The sequence below is a fragment of the Streptococcus sp. HMSC070B10 genome, from assembly GCF_001808665.1.
Classification (GTDB): Bacteria; Bacillota; Bacilli; order Lactobacillales; family Streptococcaceae; genus Streptococcus.
The window spans coordinates 37,334-57,084 of the sequence record NZ_KV794205.1; the positions used below are offsets into that span (position 1 = coordinate 37,334).

At 42.9% G+C, this 19,751-nt stretch carries 23 protein-coding genes; 21 read left to right on the forward strand and 2 right to left on the reverse strand.

Features of this window, described 5'->3' with window-relative positions; all coding sequences use genetic code 11:
- Nucleotides 1–182 precede the first annotated feature (182 nt).
- Genes HMPREF2613_RS07280 through HMPREF2613_RS07295 form a run of 4 tightly spaced genes read left to right on the forward strand, consistent with a single transcriptional unit; the run spans nt 183 to nt 3,689 of the window.
- A complete protein-coding gene (locus tag HMPREF2613_RS07280; protein WP_070479872.1) occupies nt 183–1,229 on the forward strand; it encodes a FecCD family ABC transporter permease in 1,047 nt (348 codons plus the stop codon).
- Between the two features lies 1 nt (nt 1,230).
- Nucleotides 1,231–1,986, forward strand: a complete 756-nt coding sequence (locus HMPREF2613_RS07285; protein ID WP_070479873.1) for an ABC transporter ATP-binding protein — start codon at nt 1,231–1,233, stop codon at nt 1,984–1,986.
- Between the two features lie 19 nt (nt 1,987–2,005).
- Nucleotides 2,006–3,016, forward strand: a complete 1,011-nt coding sequence (locus HMPREF2613_RS07290) for an ABC transporter substrate-binding protein (RefSeq protein WP_049552704.1) — start codon at nt 2,006–2,008, stop codon at nt 3,014–3,016.
- Complete coding sequence (locus HMPREF2613_RS07295) at nt 2,997–3,689, forward strand: alpha/beta hydrolase (RefSeq protein WP_070479874.1); 693 nt, start codon at nt 2,997–2,999, stop codon at nt 3,687–3,689. Before HMPREF2613_RS07290 ends, HMPREF2613_RS07295 begins: the two co-directional genes overlap by 20 nt.
- 43 nt (nt 3,690–3,732) lie before the next feature.
- Here HMPREF2613_RS07295 and HMPREF2613_RS07300 read toward each other — a convergent pair whose 3' ends face one another.
- Nucleotides 3,733–4,482: a lysophospholipid acyltransferase family protein gene (locus HMPREF2613_RS07300; RefSeq protein ID WP_045611210.1), complete on the reverse strand. Its 750-nt coding sequence runs from the start codon at nt 4,480–4,482 to the stop codon at nt 3,733–3,735.
- A 132-nt stretch (nt 4,483–4,614) separates the two neighbouring features.
- Between HMPREF2613_RS07300 and HMPREF2613_RS07305 the strand changes: the two genes are divergently transcribed.
- The 6 genes from HMPREF2613_RS07305 to HMPREF2613_RS07330 all read left to right on the forward strand — a co-directional run bounded on the left by HMPREF2613_RS07305 (nt 4,615) and on the right by HMPREF2613_RS07330 (nt 11,723).
- Nucleotides 4,615–6,951 (forward strand): cation-translocating P-type ATPase, encoded by a 2,337-nt coding sequence (locus HMPREF2613_RS07305; RefSeq protein WP_070479904.1) that lies wholly within the window; start codon nt 4,615–4,617, stop codon nt 6,949–6,951.
- 101 nt (nt 6,952–7,052) lie between these two features.
- Nucleotides 7,053–7,730, forward strand: coding sequence for a tRNA (adenine(22)-N(1))-methyltransferase (locus HMPREF2613_RS07310; RefSeq protein WP_070479875.1), 678 nt, complete (start codon nt 7,053–7,055; stop codon nt 7,728–7,730).
- A complete protein-coding gene (locus HMPREF2613_RS07315) occupies nt 7,717–8,514 on the forward strand; it encodes a Nif3-like dinuclear metal center hexameric protein (protein WP_070479876.1) in 798 nt (265 codons plus the stop codon). The genes HMPREF2613_RS07310 and HMPREF2613_RS07315 overlap by 14 nt, the downstream gene beginning before the upstream one ends.
- Before the next feature lie 16 nt (nt 8,515–8,530).
- On the forward strand, nt 8,531–9,634 hold the full coding sequence (locus tag HMPREF2613_RS07320) for an NAD(P)/FAD-dependent oxidoreductase (RefSeq protein WP_070479877.1): 1,104 nt from the start codon (nt 8,531–8,533) through the stop codon (nt 9,632–9,634).
- Between the two features lie 102 nt (nt 9,635–9,736).
- Complete coding sequence (gene galE / locus HMPREF2613_RS07325; protein ID WP_070479878.1) at nt 9,737–10,756, forward strand: UDP-glucose 4-epimerase GalE; 1,020 nt, start codon at nt 9,737–9,739, stop codon at nt 10,754–10,756.
- 1 nt (nt 10,757) lies between these two features.
- Nucleotides 10,758–11,723, forward strand: a complete 966-nt coding sequence (locus HMPREF2613_RS07330; protein WP_070479879.1) for a glycosyltransferase family 2 protein — start codon at nt 10,758–10,760, stop codon at nt 11,721–11,723.
- A gap of 57 nt (nt 11,724–11,780) precedes the next feature.
- Here HMPREF2613_RS07330 and HMPREF2613_RS11100 read toward each other — a convergent pair whose 3' ends face one another.
- Complete coding sequence (locus HMPREF2613_RS11100) at nt 11,781–11,978, reverse strand: ferredoxin (protein WP_004235080.1); 198 nt, start codon at nt 11,976–11,978, stop codon at nt 11,781–11,783.
- A 45-nt stretch (nt 11,979–12,023) separates the two neighbouring features.
- On the opposite strand from HMPREF2613_RS11100, the gene HMPREF2613_RS07335 reads away from it, so the two are divergent.
- The 11 genes from HMPREF2613_RS07335 to HMPREF2613_RS07385 all read left to right on the forward strand — a co-directional run bounded on the left by HMPREF2613_RS07335 (nt 12,024) and on the right by HMPREF2613_RS07385 (nt 19,612).
- On the forward strand, nt 12,024–12,515 hold the full coding sequence (locus HMPREF2613_RS07335; RefSeq protein ID WP_023946238.1) for an SAG1386/EF1546 family surface-associated protein: 492 nt from the start codon (nt 12,024–12,026) through the stop codon (nt 12,513–12,515).
- Nucleotides 12,516–12,524: 9 nt separating this feature from the next.
- Nucleotides 12,525–13,199, forward strand: a complete 675-nt coding sequence (gene cmk / locus HMPREF2613_RS07340) for a (d)CMP kinase (RefSeq protein ID WP_070479880.1) — start codon at nt 12,525–12,527, stop codon at nt 13,197–13,199.
- A 119-nt stretch (nt 13,200–13,318) separates the two neighbouring features.
- Nucleotides 13,319–13,825 carry a dihydrofolate reductase gene (locus tag HMPREF2613_RS07345; protein WP_070479881.1) on the forward strand — a complete coding sequence of 169 codons (507 nt, stop codon included), beginning with the start codon at nt 13,319–13,321 and terminating at the stop codon, nt 13,823–13,825.
- Nucleotides 13,825–13,995, forward strand: a complete 171-nt coding sequence (locus HMPREF2613_RS07350; RefSeq protein ID WP_000442260.1) for a hypothetical protein — start codon at nt 13,825–13,827, stop codon at nt 13,993–13,995. The genes HMPREF2613_RS07345 and HMPREF2613_RS07350 overlap by 1 nt, the downstream gene beginning before the upstream one ends.
- 36 nt (nt 13,996–14,031) lie before the next feature.
- Nucleotides 14,032–15,264 carry an ATP-dependent Clp protease ATP-binding subunit ClpX gene (gene clpX / locus HMPREF2613_RS07355; RefSeq protein ID WP_012972566.1) on the forward strand — a complete coding sequence of 411 codons (1,233 nt, stop codon included), beginning with the start codon at nt 14,032–14,034 and terminating at the stop codon, nt 15,262–15,264.
- 8 nt (nt 15,265–15,272) lie between these two features.
- The gene (gene yihA / locus HMPREF2613_RS07360) at nt 15,273–15,860 is read left to right on the forward strand and encodes a ribosome biogenesis GTP-binding protein YihA/YsxC (RefSeq protein ID WP_000422605.1); all 588 of its coding nucleotides are present in this window, start codon (nt 15,273–15,275) and stop codon (nt 15,858–15,860) included.
- Nucleotides 15,861–15,870: 10 nt separating this feature from the next.
- A complete protein-coding gene (locus HMPREF2613_RS07365; protein WP_001140420.1) occupies nt 15,871–16,251 on the forward strand; it encodes a RidA family protein in 381 nt (126 codons plus the stop codon).
- A 51-nt stretch (nt 16,252–16,302) separates the two neighbouring features.
- A complete protein-coding gene (gene rapZ / locus HMPREF2613_RS07370; protein ID WP_070479882.1) occupies nt 16,303–17,193 on the forward strand; it encodes an RNase adapter RapZ in 891 nt (296 codons plus the stop codon).
- Nucleotides 17,190–18,167 (forward strand): YvcK family protein, encoded by a 978-nt coding sequence (locus tag HMPREF2613_RS07375; RefSeq protein WP_070479883.1) that lies wholly within the window; start codon nt 17,190–17,192, stop codon nt 18,165–18,167. The genes rapZ and HMPREF2613_RS07375 overlap by 4 nt, the downstream gene beginning before the upstream one ends.
- On the forward strand, nt 18,164–19,075 hold the full coding sequence (whiA, locus tag HMPREF2613_RS07380) for a DNA-binding protein WhiA (protein WP_068811243.1): 912 nt from the start codon (nt 18,164–18,166) through the stop codon (nt 19,073–19,075). The genes HMPREF2613_RS07375 and whiA overlap by 4 nt, the downstream gene beginning before the upstream one ends.
- 138 nt (nt 19,076–19,213) lie before the next feature.
- Nucleotides 19,214–19,612, forward strand: a complete 399-nt coding sequence (locus HMPREF2613_RS07385) for a DUF1310 family protein (RefSeq protein ID WP_070479884.1) — start codon at nt 19,214–19,216, stop codon at nt 19,610–19,612.
- Nucleotides 19,613–19,751: the final 139 nt, after the last annotated feature.

Below are 19,751 nucleotides of genomic sequence, written 5' to 3' on the forward strand. Positions count from 1 at the left end.
TTCAGAGGGCTTTTTATGTTGTCACTTTACCTCGATATACTCAAGTATAATCTTCGGTTACGATTATTAGTACTGTAAGACCAACTATATTCATTTTTCTCATCTTGTTCCATAGTTAAAAATATGGTATACTTTTCATGAGAATTTTCTAAATTTTTAAGATTCTATCAAAGGAGGTTTGCATGCTTTCCAAATTTTCTGGAAGCCGACAGGACCTGCAATTTGTATTGCTTTTAGGTATTTTACTAGGTGTTTTAGGAATTTCCCTCTTTCTAGCAGTTTCAATGGGATCCGTTGCGATTGATCTAGGCGATACCTATCGGATTATTTTGAGCAGGTTGGGGTTTCCTCTTGAGGTAGGAGAGGTTTCCAAGTCCACTCTTGCCATTGTATGGAACATGAGATTCCCCCGAGTATTGCTAGGTTTGATAGTGGGGGCTGGTCTTTCTATGTGTGGTAGCGTGATGCAGTCTACAGTGAACAATCCCATCGCAGAGCCTTATGTCTTAGGAATATCTGCGGGTGCAACTCTAGGGGCAACCTTGAGCATCATTCTTGGTTTAAAATTGGTGATTAGCCTTGGAGCTTTTCTTGGAGCTATTTTGGCAACAATTGCTGTCCTCATCATTGCCTCTATGCAGGGAAGGATGACGACTTCCAGTCTGATTTTATCAGGAACGGTGGTCAACGCTCTCTTTCTGGCATTTTCCAACTTTATTATCTCAGTCGGAGCTAATGCGGACAGTGTGATGACCATTAAGTTTTGGACCATGGGCTCGCTCGCTGGGACTTCCTGGGCAGACTTGGTCCTGCCAACTATAGTAGTAGGAATAGCCTTTCTATTTTTCTCTACTCAGTATCGTGTTTTCAATGCGATGATGATGGGAGATGAGGCTGCTTTAACTTTGGGGATTCCCTTACGTTTTTATTGGTATCTTTATGTGACCATGGTGGCTGTGCTGACAGCAGTATTAGTAGCAACCTGTGGGATTATTGGATTTGTCGGTCTGATTACTCCACATTTAGCTCGAGGATTAGTAGGAACGAATTACAAGAGGCTTTTTCCTGTTGCAACCTTGCTAGGTGCCCTCTTTATCATCTGGGCAGATGTACTCTCTCGTATCATCATTCCAAACGCAGAGCTTCCTATTGGTATTTTCACAGCCTTAGTAGGTGCTCCCTTCTTTATCTACATTGTTGGAGGTAGGCGAAGGGAGGTGAGGGGCTGATATGGACTTGATTTGTCAGGACATCCATTTTGGACTGGGAGAGAAAAAAATCCTCAAAGGAGTCTCTATTAAGGTTGAGGGGCATCAATTTCACACGATATTAGGACCAAATGGAAGCGGGAAAACCAGTCTACTTAAACTCCTCTATCGTCAGGAAAAGACGGAAAAAGGTTTGATAAGCCTAGATGGAAAGCCTCTGGAACAATGGACGCTCAAAGAAACAGCCAAGCAAATGGCAGTTGTGACCCAGTTTAACCAGCTGCAGTTTGATTGTACAGTTGAGGAAATCGTCTTGCTGGGAAGAACTCCCCACCTCTCTTTTTTACAGAAGGAAAGGGAAAGAGATTTTACACTCGTTCAAGATGCCCTCGTTAAGGTGGATATGCTCGAGAAGAAAACTCGTCTCTATTCGTCTCTGTCAGGGGGGGAGAAACAACGAGTCTTATTAGCCCGCGCCTTGGCGCAAGAACCGACTCTCTTGCTCCTGGATGAACCAACCAATCACTTGGATATCAAGTATCAGCTAGACTTGTTGGCCATTGTGAAGGAGCTCAAGGTCAATGTTCTAGCTGTCCTACACGATATTCAACTTGCTTGTCGCTATTCGGATTATCTCTATCTGATGAAAGAGGGGGAAATCCTTTACCAAGGGACTCCAAAGGAGACCATCACCCCTGAGTCATTGCAAACTGTATACGGAGTTCAAAGTCAGGTGACTTGGACCAAGGATCAGCAAGCCATGATTCACTATTTATAAGAATGAAAAGGAAAACAAGATGAAAAAAACACTAAGCATTTTACTCGTAACAGTAGCTACCCTAACCATGGCAGCTTGTGGCAATACTACTACAGAAAAAGCTACCACACAGTCTAGCACAGAAACAAGTCAAAAGGCAAACGCAGAGACGACTTATCCGTTAACGGTTAAGACCTATGATGCTAAGGGAAATGAAGTCGAACAAGTCTTTGACAAGGCACCTGAAAAAGTTATCACCAACAATCTTTCTACCACTGAAATCTTATTGGAGTTAGGCTTGAAGGATAAAATTGCTGGCATGCTTAACCCTGATAATGCTGTGACGGACAAATACAAGGAGGCAATTGCGACGATTCCTCAAATTGGGGATAAAAAAACAGTCTCACAAGAGACAGTCCTTTCTTATGAGCCAGACGCTGTGATGGGGCGAAACATGATGTTTTCTGAAAAATCCTTGGGGACAGTTAGCACTTGGAATGAAAACAAAATCCCAGTTTATACGCAAAAAGCTTCTCTCTCAACGATTCAGCAAGATTTAGGAAATATTGTAGAAGATGTTAAAAATCTTGGAATGATTTTTAATGTTCAGGACAAGGCCAATGAATACGCAGCCCAATTACAAACTAAAATTGACGCTGTTAAGAAAGCAAATCCAGCAAGTCAAGGTGAAAAGAAAAAGGCTTTGATTATGGTTGCTTATAATGATGAAACCTTCGGTGCCTACAAGTCTGCTTTGCAAGAAAGTTTGCTGAACCAACTTGGTTATACAAACGTTGCTACGGGGACATCAGGCTTGACCTTGGAAAACCTCGTGTCAATGGATCCTGAATTGATTATCTATGTAACCAGCGACCGCAATAAAAAATTGGATGAAAAAGCAGTAGAGTTGATGAAGGCAAATGCTGTTTTGGAAAGCGTTCCTGCTATTAAGAATCAAAAAATCATGACCATTTCTTACGATGAGTTGATGGACTATGGTCCAGCAGTGATTGATTCCCTTGAGAAAATCAATGACTTTATCAATAAATAATGAGTTTGATTGGGAAGGAATTCAAGTCAAAATCAGCCTTCCTTCTAACTACGACCCCAATCAAACCTATCCAGCTATTTTATTGAATGATGGAAACTTGGATTTCCTATCATCCCTTTCAGAATCTGTGATTTTAGTGGGCTTGACCTCTAAAAATCGCCTAGATGACTACACTCCTTGGAAAGCAGCTGCTCTGAGAGATGGAGCTCCAGATTTTGGAGGTCAGGCCAAGGCCTATCATGATCATTTATTTGGAGGTCTTTTAGACAAGTTGCAGTCGCTTTATCGCCTGGATGAAGCACGCCTTGCCTATGGAGGTTATTCACTAGGTGGCTTGGCGGCAGTTTACAGTCTTTTCAGCTTTGACAAGGTTTCCTGTGTCTTTTCAATCTGCGGTTCCTTTTGGTATCCTGATTTTGTGACTTATTGCAAGGAAGAAAATGTGGAAAATTTGGACTGTTTGCTGTATTTACAGAATGGTCAAACAGAAGGAGCGCACCATACTAATCGCTTGGCTCAAGCACCAGCCTATGCTGAGCAGATCCATACCAGTCTTCAGAAATGCTATCCGAACGGCCAGTTTGTTTTTGATCCTTATGGACACCATGAACAAGTAGCTGAGCGATTTCTAGTTTTTTCCAGCTGGTTGGCCCAAAAATGGAAAATCGAATAAAAGATTTATCCCTTGGCTTTTGCCAAGGGATTGTTGTATTTGTTTAACCAAGGTTTTCTCTCTTTTTATCTGGATTCCAGACGAAGCTTGCGATAAAGCTAAAGATGATGGTTAGGATAGCGAGGATAATGGCAAGGATGAGGGCAGGAATGCGGATAAACCACCAGAGTGGGTTTGGTTTTTTATCATTGTGCCATTGTTTCGTTTCTTGGTCCAAACGCTGAAATTCTGTTTGGATACGATTGGCGACTGTTTCAATGCCTTCGTCATTCATTTTCTTGATATCGGAGATATCGATTGGATTTCCAAAGTTCATATCGACACGCTCGCGGCTAACTAAGCCCTTCAAAGTCATGGGACCTGTATAGGTAACAGGCATGATACGGACCTTGGCCATTTTGGCAATCAGAGCTACGCCACCCTTGACATCGTTTGAGTGACGGCTCCCACTTGGAAACATGATGAGAGAGCGGTCACTTTTTTTGAGAACATTGATAGGGTATTTGATGGCTGAGGCGCTTGGATTTTCCCGGTCGATAGGAAAAGCACCACACATACGGATCCACCAGCCAAAGATACGGTTGGTAAAGAGTTCTTTTTTGGCCATGAAGATGAATTGTTTTGGCTTGGTCGCAAAGGCCATATAAACTGGATCCCACCAAGTGCGGTGAGGCGCAACCAAAATATAATTTTCATCTTGATTAGGAATTTTATCAGTATTATGATAGTGGGCATTGCCATTGATGGACCATAGGAGCAATACAACCAATCCACGTAAATAAGTATAAAACATGCGATCTCCTTAGATTCTTTTCTTGTTATTATTATACCTTATCAAAGGAGGGCTGGCAAACTTTTCCCTTGACCAGGTCCATATTTGGGATGAAATTAGAATTCTTTTAGAAAAAATGGTATGATAGAATTTATGGATAAAAATAAGATTATGGGATTAACCCAAATAGAAGTCAAGGAAAGACAGGCTAAGGGCTTGGTCAATGATTTTACTGCTTCGGCCAATACCAGCACTTGGCAAATCGTTAAACGAAATGTCTTTACTCTTTTTAACGCTTTGAACTTTGCCATTGCTTTGGCCCTTGCCTTTGTGCAGGCTTGGAGCAATTTGGTCTTCTTTGCTGTTATCTGCTTTAACGCTTTTTCAGGGATAGTGACTGAGCTGAGGGCCAAACACATGGTGGATAAGCTCAATCTCATGACCAAGGAAAAGGTCAAGACTATTCGCGATGGTCAGGAAGTTGCTCTTAATCCTGAAAAATTGGTGCTAGGAGATGTCATTCGTCTGTCTGCTGGAGAGCAGATTCCCAGTGATGCCTTGGTTTTGGAAGGCTTTGCGGAAGTCAATGAAGCCATGTTGACGGGGGAAAGTGATTTGGTGCAGAAGGAAGTGGATGCCTTGCTTTTGTCAGGAAGTTTCCTAGCTAGTGGGTCAGTTTTGGCTCAAGTCCACCATGTCGGTGCTGACAACTATGCTGCCAAGCTCATGCTAGAAGCCAAGACCGTTAAACCCATCAACTCCCGTATCATGAAATCGTTGGACAGGTTAGCTGGTTTTACTGGGAAGATTATCATTCCTTTTGGTCTGGCTCTCTTGCTAGAAGCCTTGATGTTGAAAGGCTTGCCTCTCAAGTCATCCGTTGTAAATTCGTCGACAGCCCTTTTGGGGATGTTGCCTAAGGGAATTGCCCTTTTGACCATTACTTCGCTCTTGACTGCAGTGATTAAGCTTGGCCTGAAAAAGGTCTTGGTGCAGGAGATGTACTCTGTTGAGACCTTGGCGCGCGTGGATATGCTCTGTCTGGACAAGACGGGCACCATTACCCAAGGAAAGATGCAGGTGGAGGCTGTACTTCCACTGACGGAAACTTATGGTGAAGAGACCATTGCCAGTATCCTGACCAGCTACATAGCCCATAGTGAGGATAAAAATCCAACTGCCCAAGCCATTCGCCAGCGTTTCCAAGGTCAGGTAGCCTACCCTATGATTTCCAATCTTCCCTTCTCAAGCGACCGCAAGTGGGGAGCCATGGAGTTAGAAGATTTGGGAACAGTTTTCTTAGGTGCACCTGAGATGTTGCTGGATTCTGAGGTACCAGAAGCCAGAGAGGCCTTGGAGAGAGGTTCACGTGTCTTAGTCTTAGCTCTCAGTCAGGAGAAATTAGACCATCACAAGCCACAGAAACCATCTGATATTCAGGCTCTAGCCTTGCTGGAAATCTTGGACCCGATTCGGGAGGGAGCAGCAGAGACGCTGGACTATCTCCGTTCTCAGGAAGTGGGGCTCAAGATTATCTCTGGTGACAATCCAGTTACGGTATCCAGCATTGCCCAGAAGGCTGGTTTTGCGGACTACCACAGCTATGTCGATTGCTCGAAAATTACGGATGAGGAATTGGTTGCTATGGCGGAGGAGACTGCGATTTTCGGACGTGTTTCCCCTCATCAAAAGAAACTCATCATCCAAACACTGAAAAAAGCGGGTCATACAACAGCTATGACAGGGGATGGAGTTAATGATATTCTGGCTCTTCGTGAGGCGGATTGTTCTATCGTGATGGCTGAGGGAGATCCTGCGACTCGTCAGATTGCCAATCTGGTTCTCTTGAACTCAGACTTTAATGATGTTCCTGAAATTCTCTTTGAAGGTCGTCGGGTGGTCAATAACATTGCCCATATCGCCCCGATTTTCTTGATAAAGACCATCTATTCATTCTTGCTCGCAGTCATCTGTATTGCCAGTGCTCTTCTGGGACGGTCTGAATGGATCTTGATTTTCCCTTTTATTCCAATCCAGATTACCATGATTGACCAGTTTGTGGAAGGTTTCCCACCATTCGTTCTGACTTTTGAGCGAAATATCAAACCTGTCGAGCCAAACTTCCTCAGAAGATCCATGCTTCGTGCCCTACCAAGCGCTCTCATGGTCGTCTTCAGCGTACTCTTTGTGAAAATATTTGGAAGTAGCCAAGGTTGGTCTGAGTTAGAAATCTCAACTCTACTCTATTATCTCTTGGGGTCAATTGGTTTCTTATCAGTTTTTAGAGCCTGCATGCCATTTACCCTATGGCGTGTCCTCTTGATTGTTTGGTCAGTAGGAGGCTTCCTAGCCACAGCTCTCTTCCCAAGAATTCAAAAACTGCTTGAAATTTCAACCTTAACAGGACAAACATTACCTATTTATGGTGTCATGATGTTGGTCTTTACCTTGATTTTCATCCTGACTAGTCGCTATCAAGCCAGAAAATAAAGAAAGACTGCAATCTGAGGATTGCGGTTTTTTTAGGTGCAAGATTGCCAGCGGAAATGTGGTATAATAAGAAATAATATAGTTTTGGAAAGTGAGAGAAAATGATTTCAAAGAGATTAGAATTAGTGGCTTCCTTTGTGCCACAGGGAGCCATTTTACTAGATGTGGGGAGTGACCATGCTTATCTGCCTATCGAGTTGGTCGAAAGAGGACAAATCAAAAGTGCCATTGCAGGTGAGGTCGTAGAAGGTCCCTATCAGTCCGCGGTTAAAAATGTTGAAAGTCACGGGTTAAAGGAGAAAATCCAAGTCCGTTTAGCCAATGGGCTGACAGCTTTTGAAGAGGCAGACCAAGTGTCGGTCATCACCATTGCAGGCATGGGAGGTCGTTTGATTGCTAGGATTTTAGAAGAAGGCTTGGACAAGTTAGCTAATGTAGAGCGTTTGATCCTCCAGCCTAATAATCGTGAAGACGACTTGCGTATCTGGTTGCAAGACAACGGATTTCAGATTATAGCCGAAAGCATCTTAGAAGAAGCTGGCAAGTTTTACGAGATTTTGGTGGTGGAAGCAGGACAAATGAAGCTATCAGCCAGCGATGTCCGCTTTGGTCCTTTTTTGTCCAAAGAAGTCAGCCCAGTCTTTGTCCAAAAATGGCAAAAAGAAGCTATTAAGCTAGAGTTTGCCCTTGGACAAATCCCAGACAAAAATCTGGAAGAACGTCAAGTTCTAGTAGATAAGATTCAAGCCATCAAGGAGGTGCTCCATGTTAGCAAGTGAAGTGATTAACGCGTATGAAGCCTTTTGCCCTCAGGAATTTTCCATGGAGGGAGACAGTCGTGGTCTGCAAATTGGCACTTTGGACAAGGATATCCAAAGGGTCATGGTGACTCTGGATATTCGTGAAGAAACGGTGGCTGAAGCTATTGAAAAGGGTGTGGACTTGATTATCGTTAAGCACGCACCTATTTTCCGTCCCATCAAGGATTTGGTAGCTAGCCGTCCACAAAATCAGATTTACATTGATCTCATCAAGCATGACATTGCAGTTTATGTCAGCCATACCAACATTGACATCGTTGAAAATGGCCTCAATGATTGGTTCTGTCAGATGCTAGGTATCGAGGAAACGGCTTATCTGCAGGAGACAGGTCCAGAACGTGGAATTGGACGTATTGGGAATATTCAGCCTCAGACATTTGGGGAATTGGCCCAGAATGTCAAGCAAGTCTTTGGTCTAGATAGTCTTCGAATGGTGCATTATCAAGAGAGCGATTTGCAGAAGCCTATTTCAAGAGTGGCCATCTGTGGTGGAAGTGGGCAGTCATTCTATAAGGATGCTTTGGCAAAGGGGGCAGATGTCTATATCACTGGTGATATTTACTACCATACTGCTCAGGATATGCTGTCTGATGGTTTGTTGGCATTGGACCCAGGCCACTATATTGAAGTGCTTTTCGTGGAAAAAATTGCAGAGCTTCTTAATCAATGGAAAGAGGAAAAAGGCTGGGCAATCGATATTGTACCTAGTAAAGCATCGACCAATCCTTTCCACCATATCTAGTTAGAAAGTGAAAACAATGAAAAAAGTTGCCATTATCGGAGCAGGGATTGTAGGTGCAACAGCTGCCTACTACCTCTCGAAAGAAAGTGACCTAGAGGTGACCGTTTTTGACCATGGACAGGGGCAAGCTACCAAGGCAGCAGCGGGAATTATCAGTCCTTGGTTTTCCAAACGCCGCAATAAAGCTTGGTACAAAATGGCGCGCTTGGGGGCTGACTTTTATGTGGATTTATTAGCTGATTTAGAAAAGTCAGGACAAGAAATCGACTTTTACCAGCGTTCGGGAGTCTTTCTCCTGAAAAAGGATGAAACTAAGTTGGAAGAACTCTATCAACTAGCCCTCCAGCGTAGAGAAGAATCTCCTTTGATAGGGCAATTAGCCATTCTGGACCAAGAATCAGCTAACGAATTATTCCCTGGTTTGCAGGGATTTGATCACTTGCTCTATGCTTCTGGTGGAGCGAGAGTAGATGGTCAGCTTTTGGTCACTCGTTTGCTAGAAGCCAGTCAGGTCAAGCTGGTCAAAGAAAAAGTAACTCTGACACCTTTAGCATCAGGTTACCAGATTGACGAAGAAGTGTTTGATCAGGTTATTTTGGCGACGGGAGCTTGGTTGGGGCACCTGTTAGAACCTTTAGGTTATGAAGTAGATGTTCGTCCCCAAAAGGGGCAACTCCGAGATTATCAACTTGCCCAAGACATGGAAGCTTACCCTGTTGTTATGCCAGAAGGGGAGTGGGATTTGATTCCTTTTGCAGGTGGGAAATTATCCCTAGGCGCTACTCATGAAAATGACATGGGATTTGATTTGACGGTAGATGAAACCTTGCTCAAACAAATGGAGGAGGCAGCCTTGCCTCACTATCCTGTTTTATCGGAAGCGACTTCCAGAAGTGAACGAGTGGGAATCCGTGCCTATACCAGCGATTTCTCTCCTTTCTTTGGGCAGGTTCCAGAATTGTCAGGTGTCTATGCTGCTAGTGGACTAGGTTCATCAGGCCTCACAACTGGTCCTATCATTGGTTACCATCTGGCTCAACTGGTCCAAGGCAAGGAGATGACTTTGGATCCTCTAAACTATCCAATTGAAAACTATGTCAAACGAGTAAAAAGCGAATAAGAATTTTACTGAAATTTTAGCCTCCCCTCTAGGATGGCAAATGACATTCCCTATCAAAAATGGTAAAATAAGAAAAAATAATCCGAGAATCGAGGAAAAAAGATGCAAGAAAAGATTTTGGTAACGGGTGGAGCAGGTTTTATCGGAACCCACACTGTTATTGAGTTAATCCAAGCAGGTCATCAGGTTGTTGTGGTGGATAACCTTGTTAATAGTAACAGAAAAAGTTTAGAAGTTGTTGAAAGAATCACAGGAGTTGAAGTGCCTTTCTATGAGGCAGATATCCGTGATACCGATACCCTCAGAGATATTTTCAAGAAAGAAGAACCAACAGGGGTCATTCACTTTGCTGGCTTGAAGGCTGTCGGTGAATCTACCCGTATTCCTCTTGCCTACTATGACAACAATATCGCTGGAACTGTTAGTCTTTTGAAGGTCATGGAAGAAAACAACTGTAAAAACATTATTTTCAGTTCTTCTGCGACAGTTTACGGGGATCCGCACACCGTGCCAATCTTGGAAGATTTCCCACTTTCAGTGACCAATCCATACGGTCGTACCAAACTTATGCTAGAGGAAATTTTGACCGATATCTACAAGGCAGACTCAGAATGGAATGTGGTCTTGCTTCGTTATTTCAACCCAATCGGAGCTCATGAAAGTGGAGACCTAGGAGAAAATCCAAACGGTATTCCAAACAACCTCTTGCCATATGTGACTCAAGTAGCAGTTGGGAAATTAGAGCAAGTGCAAGTGTTTGGAGACGACTACGATACGGAAGATGGAACTGGTGTTCGTGATTATATCCACGTTGTCGATTTGGCTAAAGGTCACGTTGCAGCTCTACAAAAAATCCAAAAAGGTTCAGGTCTAAACGTTTATAACCTTGGAACAGGTAAAGGTTATTCTGTTCTTGAAATTATTCAAAACATGGAAAAAGCAGTGGGACGTCCAATTCCTTACCGCATTGTAGACCGTCGCCCAGGTGATATCGCAGCCTGCTATTCAGATCCTGCAAAAGCCAAAGCAGAACTCGGTTGGGAAGCAGAACTCGACATCACCCAAATGTGTGAAGACGCATGGCGTTGGCAAAGCAAGCATCCAAATGGATTCGAAGACTAAGATGGTGATATCAATCATTGTCCCCTGTTTAAACGAAGAGGAAGTACTTCCTCTTTTTTATCAGGCTTTGGAAGCTTTACTTCCAGATTTGGAAACAGAAATCGAGTATGTCTTTGTCGATGATGGATCGAGTGATGGGACCTTAGAACTCTTAAAGACCTATCGGGAGCAAAATCCAGCAGTGCATTATATTTCTTTCTCACGAAATTTTGGCAAAGAAGCAGCTCTGTATGCAGGCTTGCAATATGCGACAGGAGATCTAGTGGTGGTGATGGATGCAGACCTCCAAGATCCTCCTAGTATGTTGCTTGAGATGAAAGCCTTACTAGACCAAAATGCAGATTTAGACTGTGTGGGAACACGGAGAACTAGTCGGGAGGGAGAACCCTTCTTTCGCAGTTTTTGTGCTAATCTCTTTTATCGCCTTATGCAAAAAATTAGTCCAGTAGCCTTGCCGTCAGGTGTCCGTGATTTTCGCATGATGAGAAGATCTGTAGTCGATGCTATTTTAGCTTTGACCGAGTCCAATCGTTTTTCAAAGGGGCTCTTTGCCTGGGTGGGTTTTAAAACCCACTATCTGGACTATCCAAATGTCGAAAGGCAGGCTGGCAAGACCAGTTGGAGTTTTAGGCAACTCTTTTTCTACTCCATTGAAGGGATTGTTAATTTTTCAGATTTTCCCTTGATTATCGCCTTTGTGGCAGGTCTCCTATCTTGTTTTATTTCTCTACTTATGACCTTTTTTGTTGTGGTTCGGACCCTCATTTTGGGCAATCCGACATCAGGTTGGACCTCTCTGATGGCTGTTATTCTCTTTCTCGGAGGGATTCAACTCTTGACCATTGGGATTCTCGGCAAGTATATCAGTAAGATTTATCTAGAGACTAAAAAAAGACCACTTTATCTCGTCAAAGAAAAAAGTGACCTTCCTGATCTTACAGAAAAAAATAAAGAGAAAAGACTATAATTTTGCATGGAAATATGCTAAACTAGAAGGAGTGGAACGTTCTTATCGATGTTAGAGTTAATCTTTAATCAAGGCACGTGTCGGACAGTTTCTAACAGCTTCTACGACGTCCTGACTAGGAGAGATTTCTTTTTCTAGTTGGTCAGGGTCATCGTAAAAACGCACGATTCCATTATCGTGGTAATCAAATAATTCAGAATAAGTTTGGCAAAGCCCACAGGCAATGCAACGTTCAGGTATAAGTGTGATTTTCATATTTATATTGTAATAAGAAAAGTAAAAAAAAACAAGGAGTAAGGTATGGCAAAAGAACCGTGGCAAGAAGATATTTATGAGAATCAAGAAGAAACAAGATCAGAACGTCGTAAGAGAGAACAAGGTGGAGGAGTGCTGGCTAATCGTATCTTGACTATTTTAGCAAGTATTTTCTTTGTGATTGTAGTTGTGATGATTATTGTTCTTATCTATCTTTCATCGGGTGGGAGTAATCGCACAGCAGCCTTGAAAGATTTTCACGATTCAGATACAAAAGTAGAGCAAGTTTCTTCTACTTCTAGTAGTAGTTCAGAGCAGGCATCTTCTAGTTCAGAGGAGAAGGTAGAAGAGTCATCTAGTAGCTCAGAACATCCAAATGATCCAGAAGGAACTACAAAAGTTATGGCTGGAGAAGGAGAAGCCGCCATTGCCGCTCGTGCAGGAATCTCGATTGCTCAGTTAGAGGCTTTGAATCCTGGCCATATGGCTACAGGATCTTGGTTTGCTAATCCTGGAGATGTGATTAAGACTAGATAGGAGTCATAAATGAAGACGATTCAAATTGCTATCGATGGTCCAGCTTCCAGTGGTAAGAGTACGGTCGCAAAGATTATTGCCAAGGATTTTGGATTCACCTACCTAGATACAGGTGCTATGTATCGTGCAGCGACCTACATGGCTCTCAAGAACCAATTAGAAGTTGAACAAGTTGAAGAACTCTTAGACTTATTGGACCAGCATCCAATCAGTTTCGGGCGCTCAGAAACTGGAGAACAGCTTGTCTTTGTAGGAGATGTGGATATTACCCATCCTATCCGTGAAAATGAAGTGACCAATCATGTTTCTGCCATCGCAGCAATTCCTGAAGTGCGTGAGAAACTAGTTTCTCTCCAACAAGAGATTGCCCAGCAAGGCGGTATTGTCATGGATGGTCGCGATATTGGGACTGTTGTATTGCCACAAGCAGAATTAAAAATTTTCCTAGTAGCTTCAGTCGATGAGAGAGCAGAGCGCCGTTACAAGGAAAATATTGCCAAGGGAATTGAAACAGACCTTGAAACCCTAAAAGAGGAAATTGCTGCGCGTGACTACAAGGATAGTCATCGTGAGACTTCGCCTCTCAAACAAGCAGAGGACGCTGTCTACCTTGATACAACTGGCTTGAACATTCAAGAAGTAGTCAAAAAAATTGAATTAGAAGCAAAGAAACGTATGTCCTAGGGACAGGAGAAGCAGGCTAAAGCTAGCCTGCTTCTTTTCTATCAAACTGAACGCATTCCAAACCAGTCTTTTTTTGAGTTTTTTGATAAAATAGTACTATCAGTAAAAAGGATGGAAGCATGACTAAGAAAATCGTAGCTATTTGGGCCCAGGATGAAGATGGTGTAATTGGGAAGGACAATCGTCTGCCTTGGCATTTACCAGCAGAACTGCAACACTTCAAAGAAACAACTCTGAATCATGCTATCTTGATGGGGCGTGTGACCTTTGATGGAATGGGACGTCGTCTGCTTCCAAAACGGGAGACCTTGATTTTGACACGTAATTTGGAAGAAAAGATAGATGGGGTTACTACTTTTCAGGACATCAAGTCTGTTCTAGACTGGTATCAGGGTCAAGACAAGAATCTCTATATTATCGGTGGAAAGCAAATTTTTCAGGCTTTTGAACCCTATTTGGATGAAGTAATTGTCACTCAAATCCATGCTCGGGTGGAGGGAGATACCTATTTCCCTGAGGAGTTTGACTTATCTCTTTTTGAGACAGTTTCAAGCAAATCCTTTACCAAAGATGAGAAAAATACTTATGATTTTACCATCCAATACCGCAAGAGAAAGGAAGTCTAATGGAACGTAGTATATTTGGTTTTTTCACAGCCATGCTGTGTTTGGTCTGCTTGCTTGCAGGAGCACAGGCTTTTCGTAAAAAGCGCTATGGACTTTCTGTCCTGCTCTGGTTAAATGCCTTTACCAATTTGGTCAATAGTATCCATGCTTTTTACATGACCTTATTTTAGATAGAATGACAGTATAGAATAGAACGGAAGGAAATCATGCCTACAAATAGGAATAATGATATGATGGTTTATTGCTCATTTTGTGGCAAAAGCCAAGAAGAAGTACAAAAAATAATCGCTGGCAACAACGCCTTTATCTGTAATGAATGTGTGGAGTTGGCTCAAGAAATCATTCGTGAGGAGTTGGCGGAAGAAGTCTTGGCAGACTTGTCTGAAGTTCCAAAACCAATCGAACTCCTCCATATCTTGAACCACTATGTAATCGGTCAAGATCGTGCCAAACGTGCTTTAGCAGTAGCAGTATACAACCACTACAAACGCATCAATTTCCACGATACGCGTGAAGAGTCAGAAGATGTGGATTTGCAGAAATCAAATATCTTGATGATTGGCCCAACTGGTTCAGGGAAAACTTTCCTTGCTCAGACCTTGGCTAAGAGCTTGAATGTACCTTTTGCGATCGCAGATGCGACAGCTCTTACTGAGGCTGGTTATGTGGGTGAGGATGTGGAAAATATCCTCCTCAAACTCCTACAGGCTGCTGACTTTAACATTGAGCGTGCAGAACGTGGGATTATCTACGTGGATGAAATTGACAAGATTGCCAAGAAGAGCGAGAATGTATCGATCACACGTGATGTTTCTGGTGAAGGCGTGCAACAAGCCCTTCTCAAGATTATCGAGGGAACCGTTGCTAGCGTGCCGCCTCAAGGTGGACGTAAACATCCACAACAAGAGATGATTCAAGTAGATACCAAGAATATCCTCTTCATCGTGGGTGGTGCCTTTGATGGTATTGAAGAAATTGTTAAACAACGTCTGGGAGAAAAAGTCATCGGATTTGGTCAAAACAATAAAGCGATTGATGAAAACAGCTCATACATGCAAGAAATCATCGCAGAAGATATTCAAAAATTTGGTATTATCCCTGAGTTGATTGGACGCTTGCCTGTTTTTGCTGCTCTTGAGCAATTGACAGTGGATGACTTGGTTCGTATCTTGAAAGAGCCAAGAAATGCCTTGGTCAAACAATATCAAACCTTGCTTTCTTATGATGATGTTGAGTTGGAATTTGACGATGAAGCCCTTCAAGAAATTGCTAATAAGGCCATTGAACGGAAGACAGGGGCGCGTGGACTTCGCTCCATCATCGAAGAAACCATGCTGGATGTCATGTTTGAAGTACCGAGTCAGGAAAATGTGAAATTGGTTCGCATCACAAAAGAAGCTGTCGATGGAACGGATAAACCAATCCTAGAAACAGCCTAGAGGTGACTATGGAACTTAATACACACAATGCTGAAATCTTACTCAGTGCGGCTAATAAGTCCCATTATCCGCAGGATGAACTGCCAGAGATTGCCCTAGCAGGGCGTTCAAATGTTGGCAAATCCAGCTTTATCAACACTATGTTGAATCGTAAGAATCTAGCCCGAACATCAGGTAAACCTGGTAAAACTCAGCTGCTCAACTTCTTTAATATCGACGACAAGATGCGCTTTGTAGATGTGCCTGGTTATGGCTATGCCCGTGTTTCTAAAAAGGAACGTGAAAAGTGGGGGCGCATGATTGAGGAGTACCTAACGACTCGGGAAAATCTCCGTGCAGTGGTCAGTCTGGTGGATCTCCGTCATGACCCGTCAGCAGATGATGTGCAGATGTACGAATTTCTCAAGTATTATGAGATTCCAGTCATTATTGTGGCGACCAAGGCGGACAAGATTCCTCGTGGTAAATGGAATAAGCATGAATCAGCAATCAAAAAGAAATTAAACTTTGACCCAAGTGACGACTTCATCCTCTTTTCATCTGTCAGTAAGGCAGGGATGGATGAGGCTTGGGATGCAATCTTAGAAAAATTGTGAGGAAAAGAAAATGGCAAAAACAATTCATACAGACAAAGCTCCAAAGGCTATCGGACCCTATGTTCAAGGAAAAATCGTTGGCAACCTTTTGTTTGCTAGTGGTCAAGTTCCTCTCTCTCCTGAAACTGGGGAAATCGTTGGAGAAACAATCCAAGAGCAAACAGAACAAGTCTTGAAAAACATCGGTGCTATTTTGGCAGAGGCAGGAACAGACTTTGACCATGTTGTCAAAACAACTTGTTTCTTGAGCGATATGAACGACTTTGTTCCTTTTAACGAGGTTTACCAAACGGCCTTTAAAGAGGAATTTCCAGCTCGTTCAGCAGTAGAGGTAGCTCGTCTTCCTCGTGATGTAAAAGTCGAAATCGAAGTCATCGCAGAGATTGGATAAGCTAGTTGAAGTTTGGTGTTGCCAAACTTCTTTTGATATAAGGAGAAAAAGATGACAAAGAAACAACTTCACTTGGTGATTGTAACAGGAATGAGTGGGGCAGGGAAAACAGTTGCCATTCAGTCCTTCGAAGATTTGGGTTATTTTACTATTGATAATATGCCGCCAGCTCTCTTGCCTAAGTTTTTGCAGTTGGTGGAAACAAAGGAAGACGACCATAAGTTGGCCTTGGTAGTGGATATGCGTAGCCGTTCTTTCTTCTCAGAGATTTCAGCTGTTTTGGATGAGCTGGAAAATAAGGAAGAACTGGACTTTAAAATTCTCTTTTTGGATGCAGCTGATAAGGAATTGGTCGCTCGTTACAAGGAAACTAGACGAAGTCACCCTCTAGCTGCAGATGGACGGATTTTGGATGGAATCAAGCTGGAACGTGAACTCTTGGCGCCTTTGAAAAATATGAGCCAAAATGTTGTGGATACGACTGAACTTACTCCACGTGAGTTACGTAAAACCATTGCAGAGCAGTTTTCAGATCAAGAACAAGCCCAGTCTTTCCGTATCGAGGTCATGTCTTTTGGTTTTAAATATGGAATCCCGATTGATGCAGATTTAGTCTTCGATGTGCGCTTTTTGCCAAATCCCTATTACCTTCCAGAACTGAGAAACCAAACGGGTGTGGATGAACCTGTTTATGATTATGTCATGAACCATCCTGAGTCAGAAGAATTTTATCAACATTTGTTGGCCTTGATTGAGCCGATTTTGCCAAGTTACCAAAAGGAAGGGAAGTCTGTTTTGACCATTGCCATGGGTTGTACGGGTGGACAACACCGTAGTGTGGCCTTTGCTAAACGCTTGGCGCAGGACTTATCCAAGAATTGGCCTGTCAATGAAGGGCATCGCGATAAAGACCGAAGAAAGGAAACGGTAAACCGTTCATGAGAAAACCAAAGATAACGGTGATTGGTGGAGGAACTGGGATCCCCGTCATTCTTAAAAGTCTGCGGGAAAAAGATGTGGAAATCGCTGCTATCGTAACGGTGGCAGATGATGGTGGTTCATCAGGTGAACTCCGAAAAAATATGCAACAATTGACGCCACCAGGTGATCTTCGTAATGTCCTTGTGGCTATGTCGGATATGCCTAAGTTTTATGAGAAGGTATTTCAGTATCGCTTTTCTGAGGATGCCGGAGCCTTTGCTGGTCATCCGCTGGGAAATCTCATTATTGCTGGCTTGTCAGAAATGCAGGGTTCGACCTATAATGCCATGCAGTTGCTGAGCAAGTTTTTCCACACAACTGGGAAGATTTATCCTTCCAGTGACCATCCTTTGACCCTGCATGCAGTCTTTCAGGATGGTACGGAAGTGGCTGGAGAGAGTCATATTGCAGACCATCCAGGTATGATTGACTATGTCTATGTGACCAATACCCTCAACGATGATACACCTCTGGCTAGCCGTCGAGTAGTGCAGACCATTCTTGAAAGCGACATGATTGTCCTCGGGCCAGGTTCCCTCTTTACCTCGATTTTGCCCAATATCGTGATTAAAGAAATTGGGCAGGCGCTTTTGGAAACCAAGGCAGAAATCGCCTATGTCTGCAATATCATGACCCAACGTGGGGAGACGGAACACTTTACAGATAGTGACCACGTGGAAGTCTTGCATCGTCACCTTGGCCGACCTTTTATCGACACTGTCTTGGTGAATATTGAAAAAGTGCCTCAGGAATACATGAATTCCAACCGTTTTGATGAATATTTGGTGCAGGTGGAACATGATTTTGCTGGTCTTTGTAAGCAAGTTCCGCGTGTGATTTCATCCAACTTCCTTCGTCTGGAAAATGGGGGTGCCTTCCACGATGGGGATTTGATAGTGGACGAATTGATGCGCATTATACAGGTGAGAAAATGAGTTTCACAGTAGCAGTAAAAGAAGAAATCCTAGGTCAGCACCATCTAAGCCGACATGAATTGTCTGCCATTATCAAGATGTCTGGTAGCATCGGTCTCTCGACTTCGGGTTTGACCTTGTCTGTCGTGACAGAAAATGCCAAACTGGCTCGTCACCTCTATGAGTCCTTCCTCCATTTTTATGAAATCAAATCAGAAATTCGCCACCACCAACGGAGCAATCTCCGCAAGAATCGAGTCTATACCGTTTTTACAGATGAAAAGGTGCAGGATTTATTGAGTGACTTACACTTGGCCGACTCCTTCTTTGGCCTAGAAACAGGTATTGATGAGGCAATTTTATCAGACGAGGAAGCAGGCCGTGCCTATCTCTGTGGCGCTTTCTTGGCAAATGGAAGCATTCGTGATCCTGAATCAGGTAAGTACCAGTTGGAAATCAGTTCTGTTTACCTGGACCACGCGCAAGGGATTGCCTCCCTTCTCCAGCAATTTTTACTGGATGCCAAGGTTCTTGAGCGCAAGAAGGGGGCAGTGACCTACCTTCAGCGAGCTGAAGACATTATGGACTTCTTGATTGTCATCGGAGCCATGCAGGCGCGTGATGATTTTGAGCGGGTTAAGATTTTGCGAGAAACCCGTAATGACCTCAATCGGGCCAATAATGCCGAGACAGCTAATATCGCTCGGACAGTCTCTGCCAGCATGAAGACTATCAACAATATCAGCAAAATCAAAGATATCATGGGCTTAGAAAATCTGCCAGTGGATTTGCAGGAAGTAGCGCAGTTGCGGATTCAGCACCCAGACTACTCTATCCAGCAGTTAGCAGATAGTCTCAGCACTTCCCTTACAAAAAGTGGTGTCAACCACAGACTCAGAAAAATCAACAAGATAGCCGATGAACTATAAAACCACGAATCCTATGTGACTCGTGGTTCTTTTCTTGAAGTTATAAAATAAATATGTGAGAAATATTTTAATGAAAGTCCACTTTATAATCTATGGTATACTATAGATGAGTTACACGGTCAGGTTAAAGGAGGCACCATGAAAAAACCTAAAAAAAGCATGATTATTTTATTTAGTATTTTAGCAGTAATTGGAATCACAATAGGAGGTTGTAGCATGCACCAATACCAAAAGAAACAAGAAATGATTTCCATCGCGACAAGTGATGAGGCGAAAAAGGTTTATGAAGAATATTTAAAGAAAGAAGATCCCAAAGCACTGACCGAAGAGGGGATCATTAAGAGTTATGAAATTGATAAAGAAAAACTTTCCTATAATCCAATAGGAGGTTTAATGGTACGTTTATTTTTGAACGGGAAAAAAGATCTTAGGATGAATTTTAACTTAATAGATAATGGAGATGGTACCTATAGTACTGCATACTATGGATATACTGGTGACCTAAACAGGATTTTGGAAGAAGGAAAAAATGATTAAGGACTATGTAAACGATAAAAATCTTCAAATAGCAATGACAGAGTATCAGGATAATATGGGTGAGGGAAGAACTTTATATGACCAATATGAAAGCGAACTTGGGACTGTCACCCAAGTCTACAACAATACTACAGGAGCG

Coding starts and splice junctions, on each gene's coding strand:
- HMPREF2613_RS07280 (WP_070479872.1), top strand. CDS start 183: ATGCTTTCCAAATTTTCTGGAAGCCGACAGGACCTGCAATTTGTATTG.
- HMPREF2613_RS07285 (WP_070479873.1), top strand. CDS start 1,231: ATGGACTTGATTTGTCAGGACATCCATTTTGGACTGGGAGAGAAAAAA.
- HMPREF2613_RS07290 (WP_049552704.1), top strand. CDS start 2,006: ATGAAAAAAACACTAAGCATTTTACTCGTAACAGTAGCTACCCTAACC.
- HMPREF2613_RS07295 (WP_070479874.1), top strand. CDS start 2,997: ATGACTTTATCAATAAATAATGAGTTTGATTGGGAAGGAATTCAAGTC.
- HMPREF2613_RS07300 (WP_045611210.1), bottom strand. CDS start 4,482: ATGTTTTATACTTATTTACGTGGATTGGTTGTATTGCTCCTATGGTCC.
- HMPREF2613_RS07305 (WP_070479904.1), top strand. CDS start 4,615: ATGGATAAAAATAAGATTATGGGATTAACCCAAATAGAAGTCAAGGAA.
- HMPREF2613_RS07310 (WP_070479875.1), top strand. CDS start 7,053: ATGATTTCAAAGAGATTAGAATTAGTGGCTTCCTTTGTGCCACAGGGA.
- HMPREF2613_RS07315 (WP_070479876.1), top strand. CDS start 7,717: ATGTTAGCAAGTGAAGTGATTAACGCGTATGAAGCCTTTTGCCCTCAG.
- HMPREF2613_RS07320 (WP_070479877.1), top strand. CDS start 8,531: ATGAAAAAAGTTGCCATTATCGGAGCAGGGATTGTAGGTGCAACAGCT.
- galE (WP_070479878.1), top strand. CDS start 9,737: ATGCAAGAAAAGATTTTGGTAACGGGTGGAGCAGGTTTTATCGGAACC.
- HMPREF2613_RS07330 (WP_070479879.1), top strand. CDS start 10,758: ATGGTGATATCAATCATTGTCCCCTGTTTAAACGAAGAGGAAGTACTT.
- HMPREF2613_RS11100 (WP_004235080.1), bottom strand. CDS start 11,978: ATGAAAATCACACTTATACCTGAACGTTGCATTGCCTGTGGGCTTTGC.
- HMPREF2613_RS07335 (WP_023946238.1), top strand. CDS start 12,024: ATGGCAAAAGAACCGTGGCAAGAAGATATTTATGAGAATCAAGAAGAA.
- cmk (WP_070479880.1), top strand. CDS start 12,525: ATGAAGACGATTCAAATTGCTATCGATGGTCCAGCTTCCAGTGGTAAG.
- HMPREF2613_RS07345 (WP_070479881.1), top strand. CDS start 13,319: ATGACTAAGAAAATCGTAGCTATTTGGGCCCAGGATGAAGATGGTGTA.
- HMPREF2613_RS07350 (WP_000442260.1), top strand. CDS start 13,825: ATGGAACGTAGTATATTTGGTTTTTTCACAGCCATGCTGTGTTTGGTC.
- clpX (WP_012972566.1), top strand. CDS start 14,032: ATGCCTACAAATAGGAATAATGATATGATGGTTTATTGCTCATTTTGT.
- yihA (WP_000422605.1), top strand. CDS start 15,273: ATGGAACTTAATACACACAATGCTGAAATCTTACTCAGTGCGGCTAAT.
- HMPREF2613_RS07365 (WP_001140420.1), top strand. CDS start 15,871: ATGGCAAAAACAATTCATACAGACAAAGCTCCAAAGGCTATCGGACCC.
- rapZ (WP_070479882.1), top strand. CDS start 16,303: ATGACAAAGAAACAACTTCACTTGGTGATTGTAACAGGAATGAGTGGG.
- HMPREF2613_RS07375 (WP_070479883.1), top strand. CDS start 17,190: ATGAGAAAACCAAAGATAACGGTGATTGGTGGAGGAACTGGGATCCCC.
- whiA (WP_068811243.1), top strand. CDS start 18,164: ATGAGTTTCACAGTAGCAGTAAAAGAAGAAATCCTAGGTCAGCACCAT.
- HMPREF2613_RS07385 (WP_070479884.1), top strand. CDS start 19,214: ATGAAAAAACCTAAAAAAAGCATGATTATTTTATTTAGTATTTTAGCA.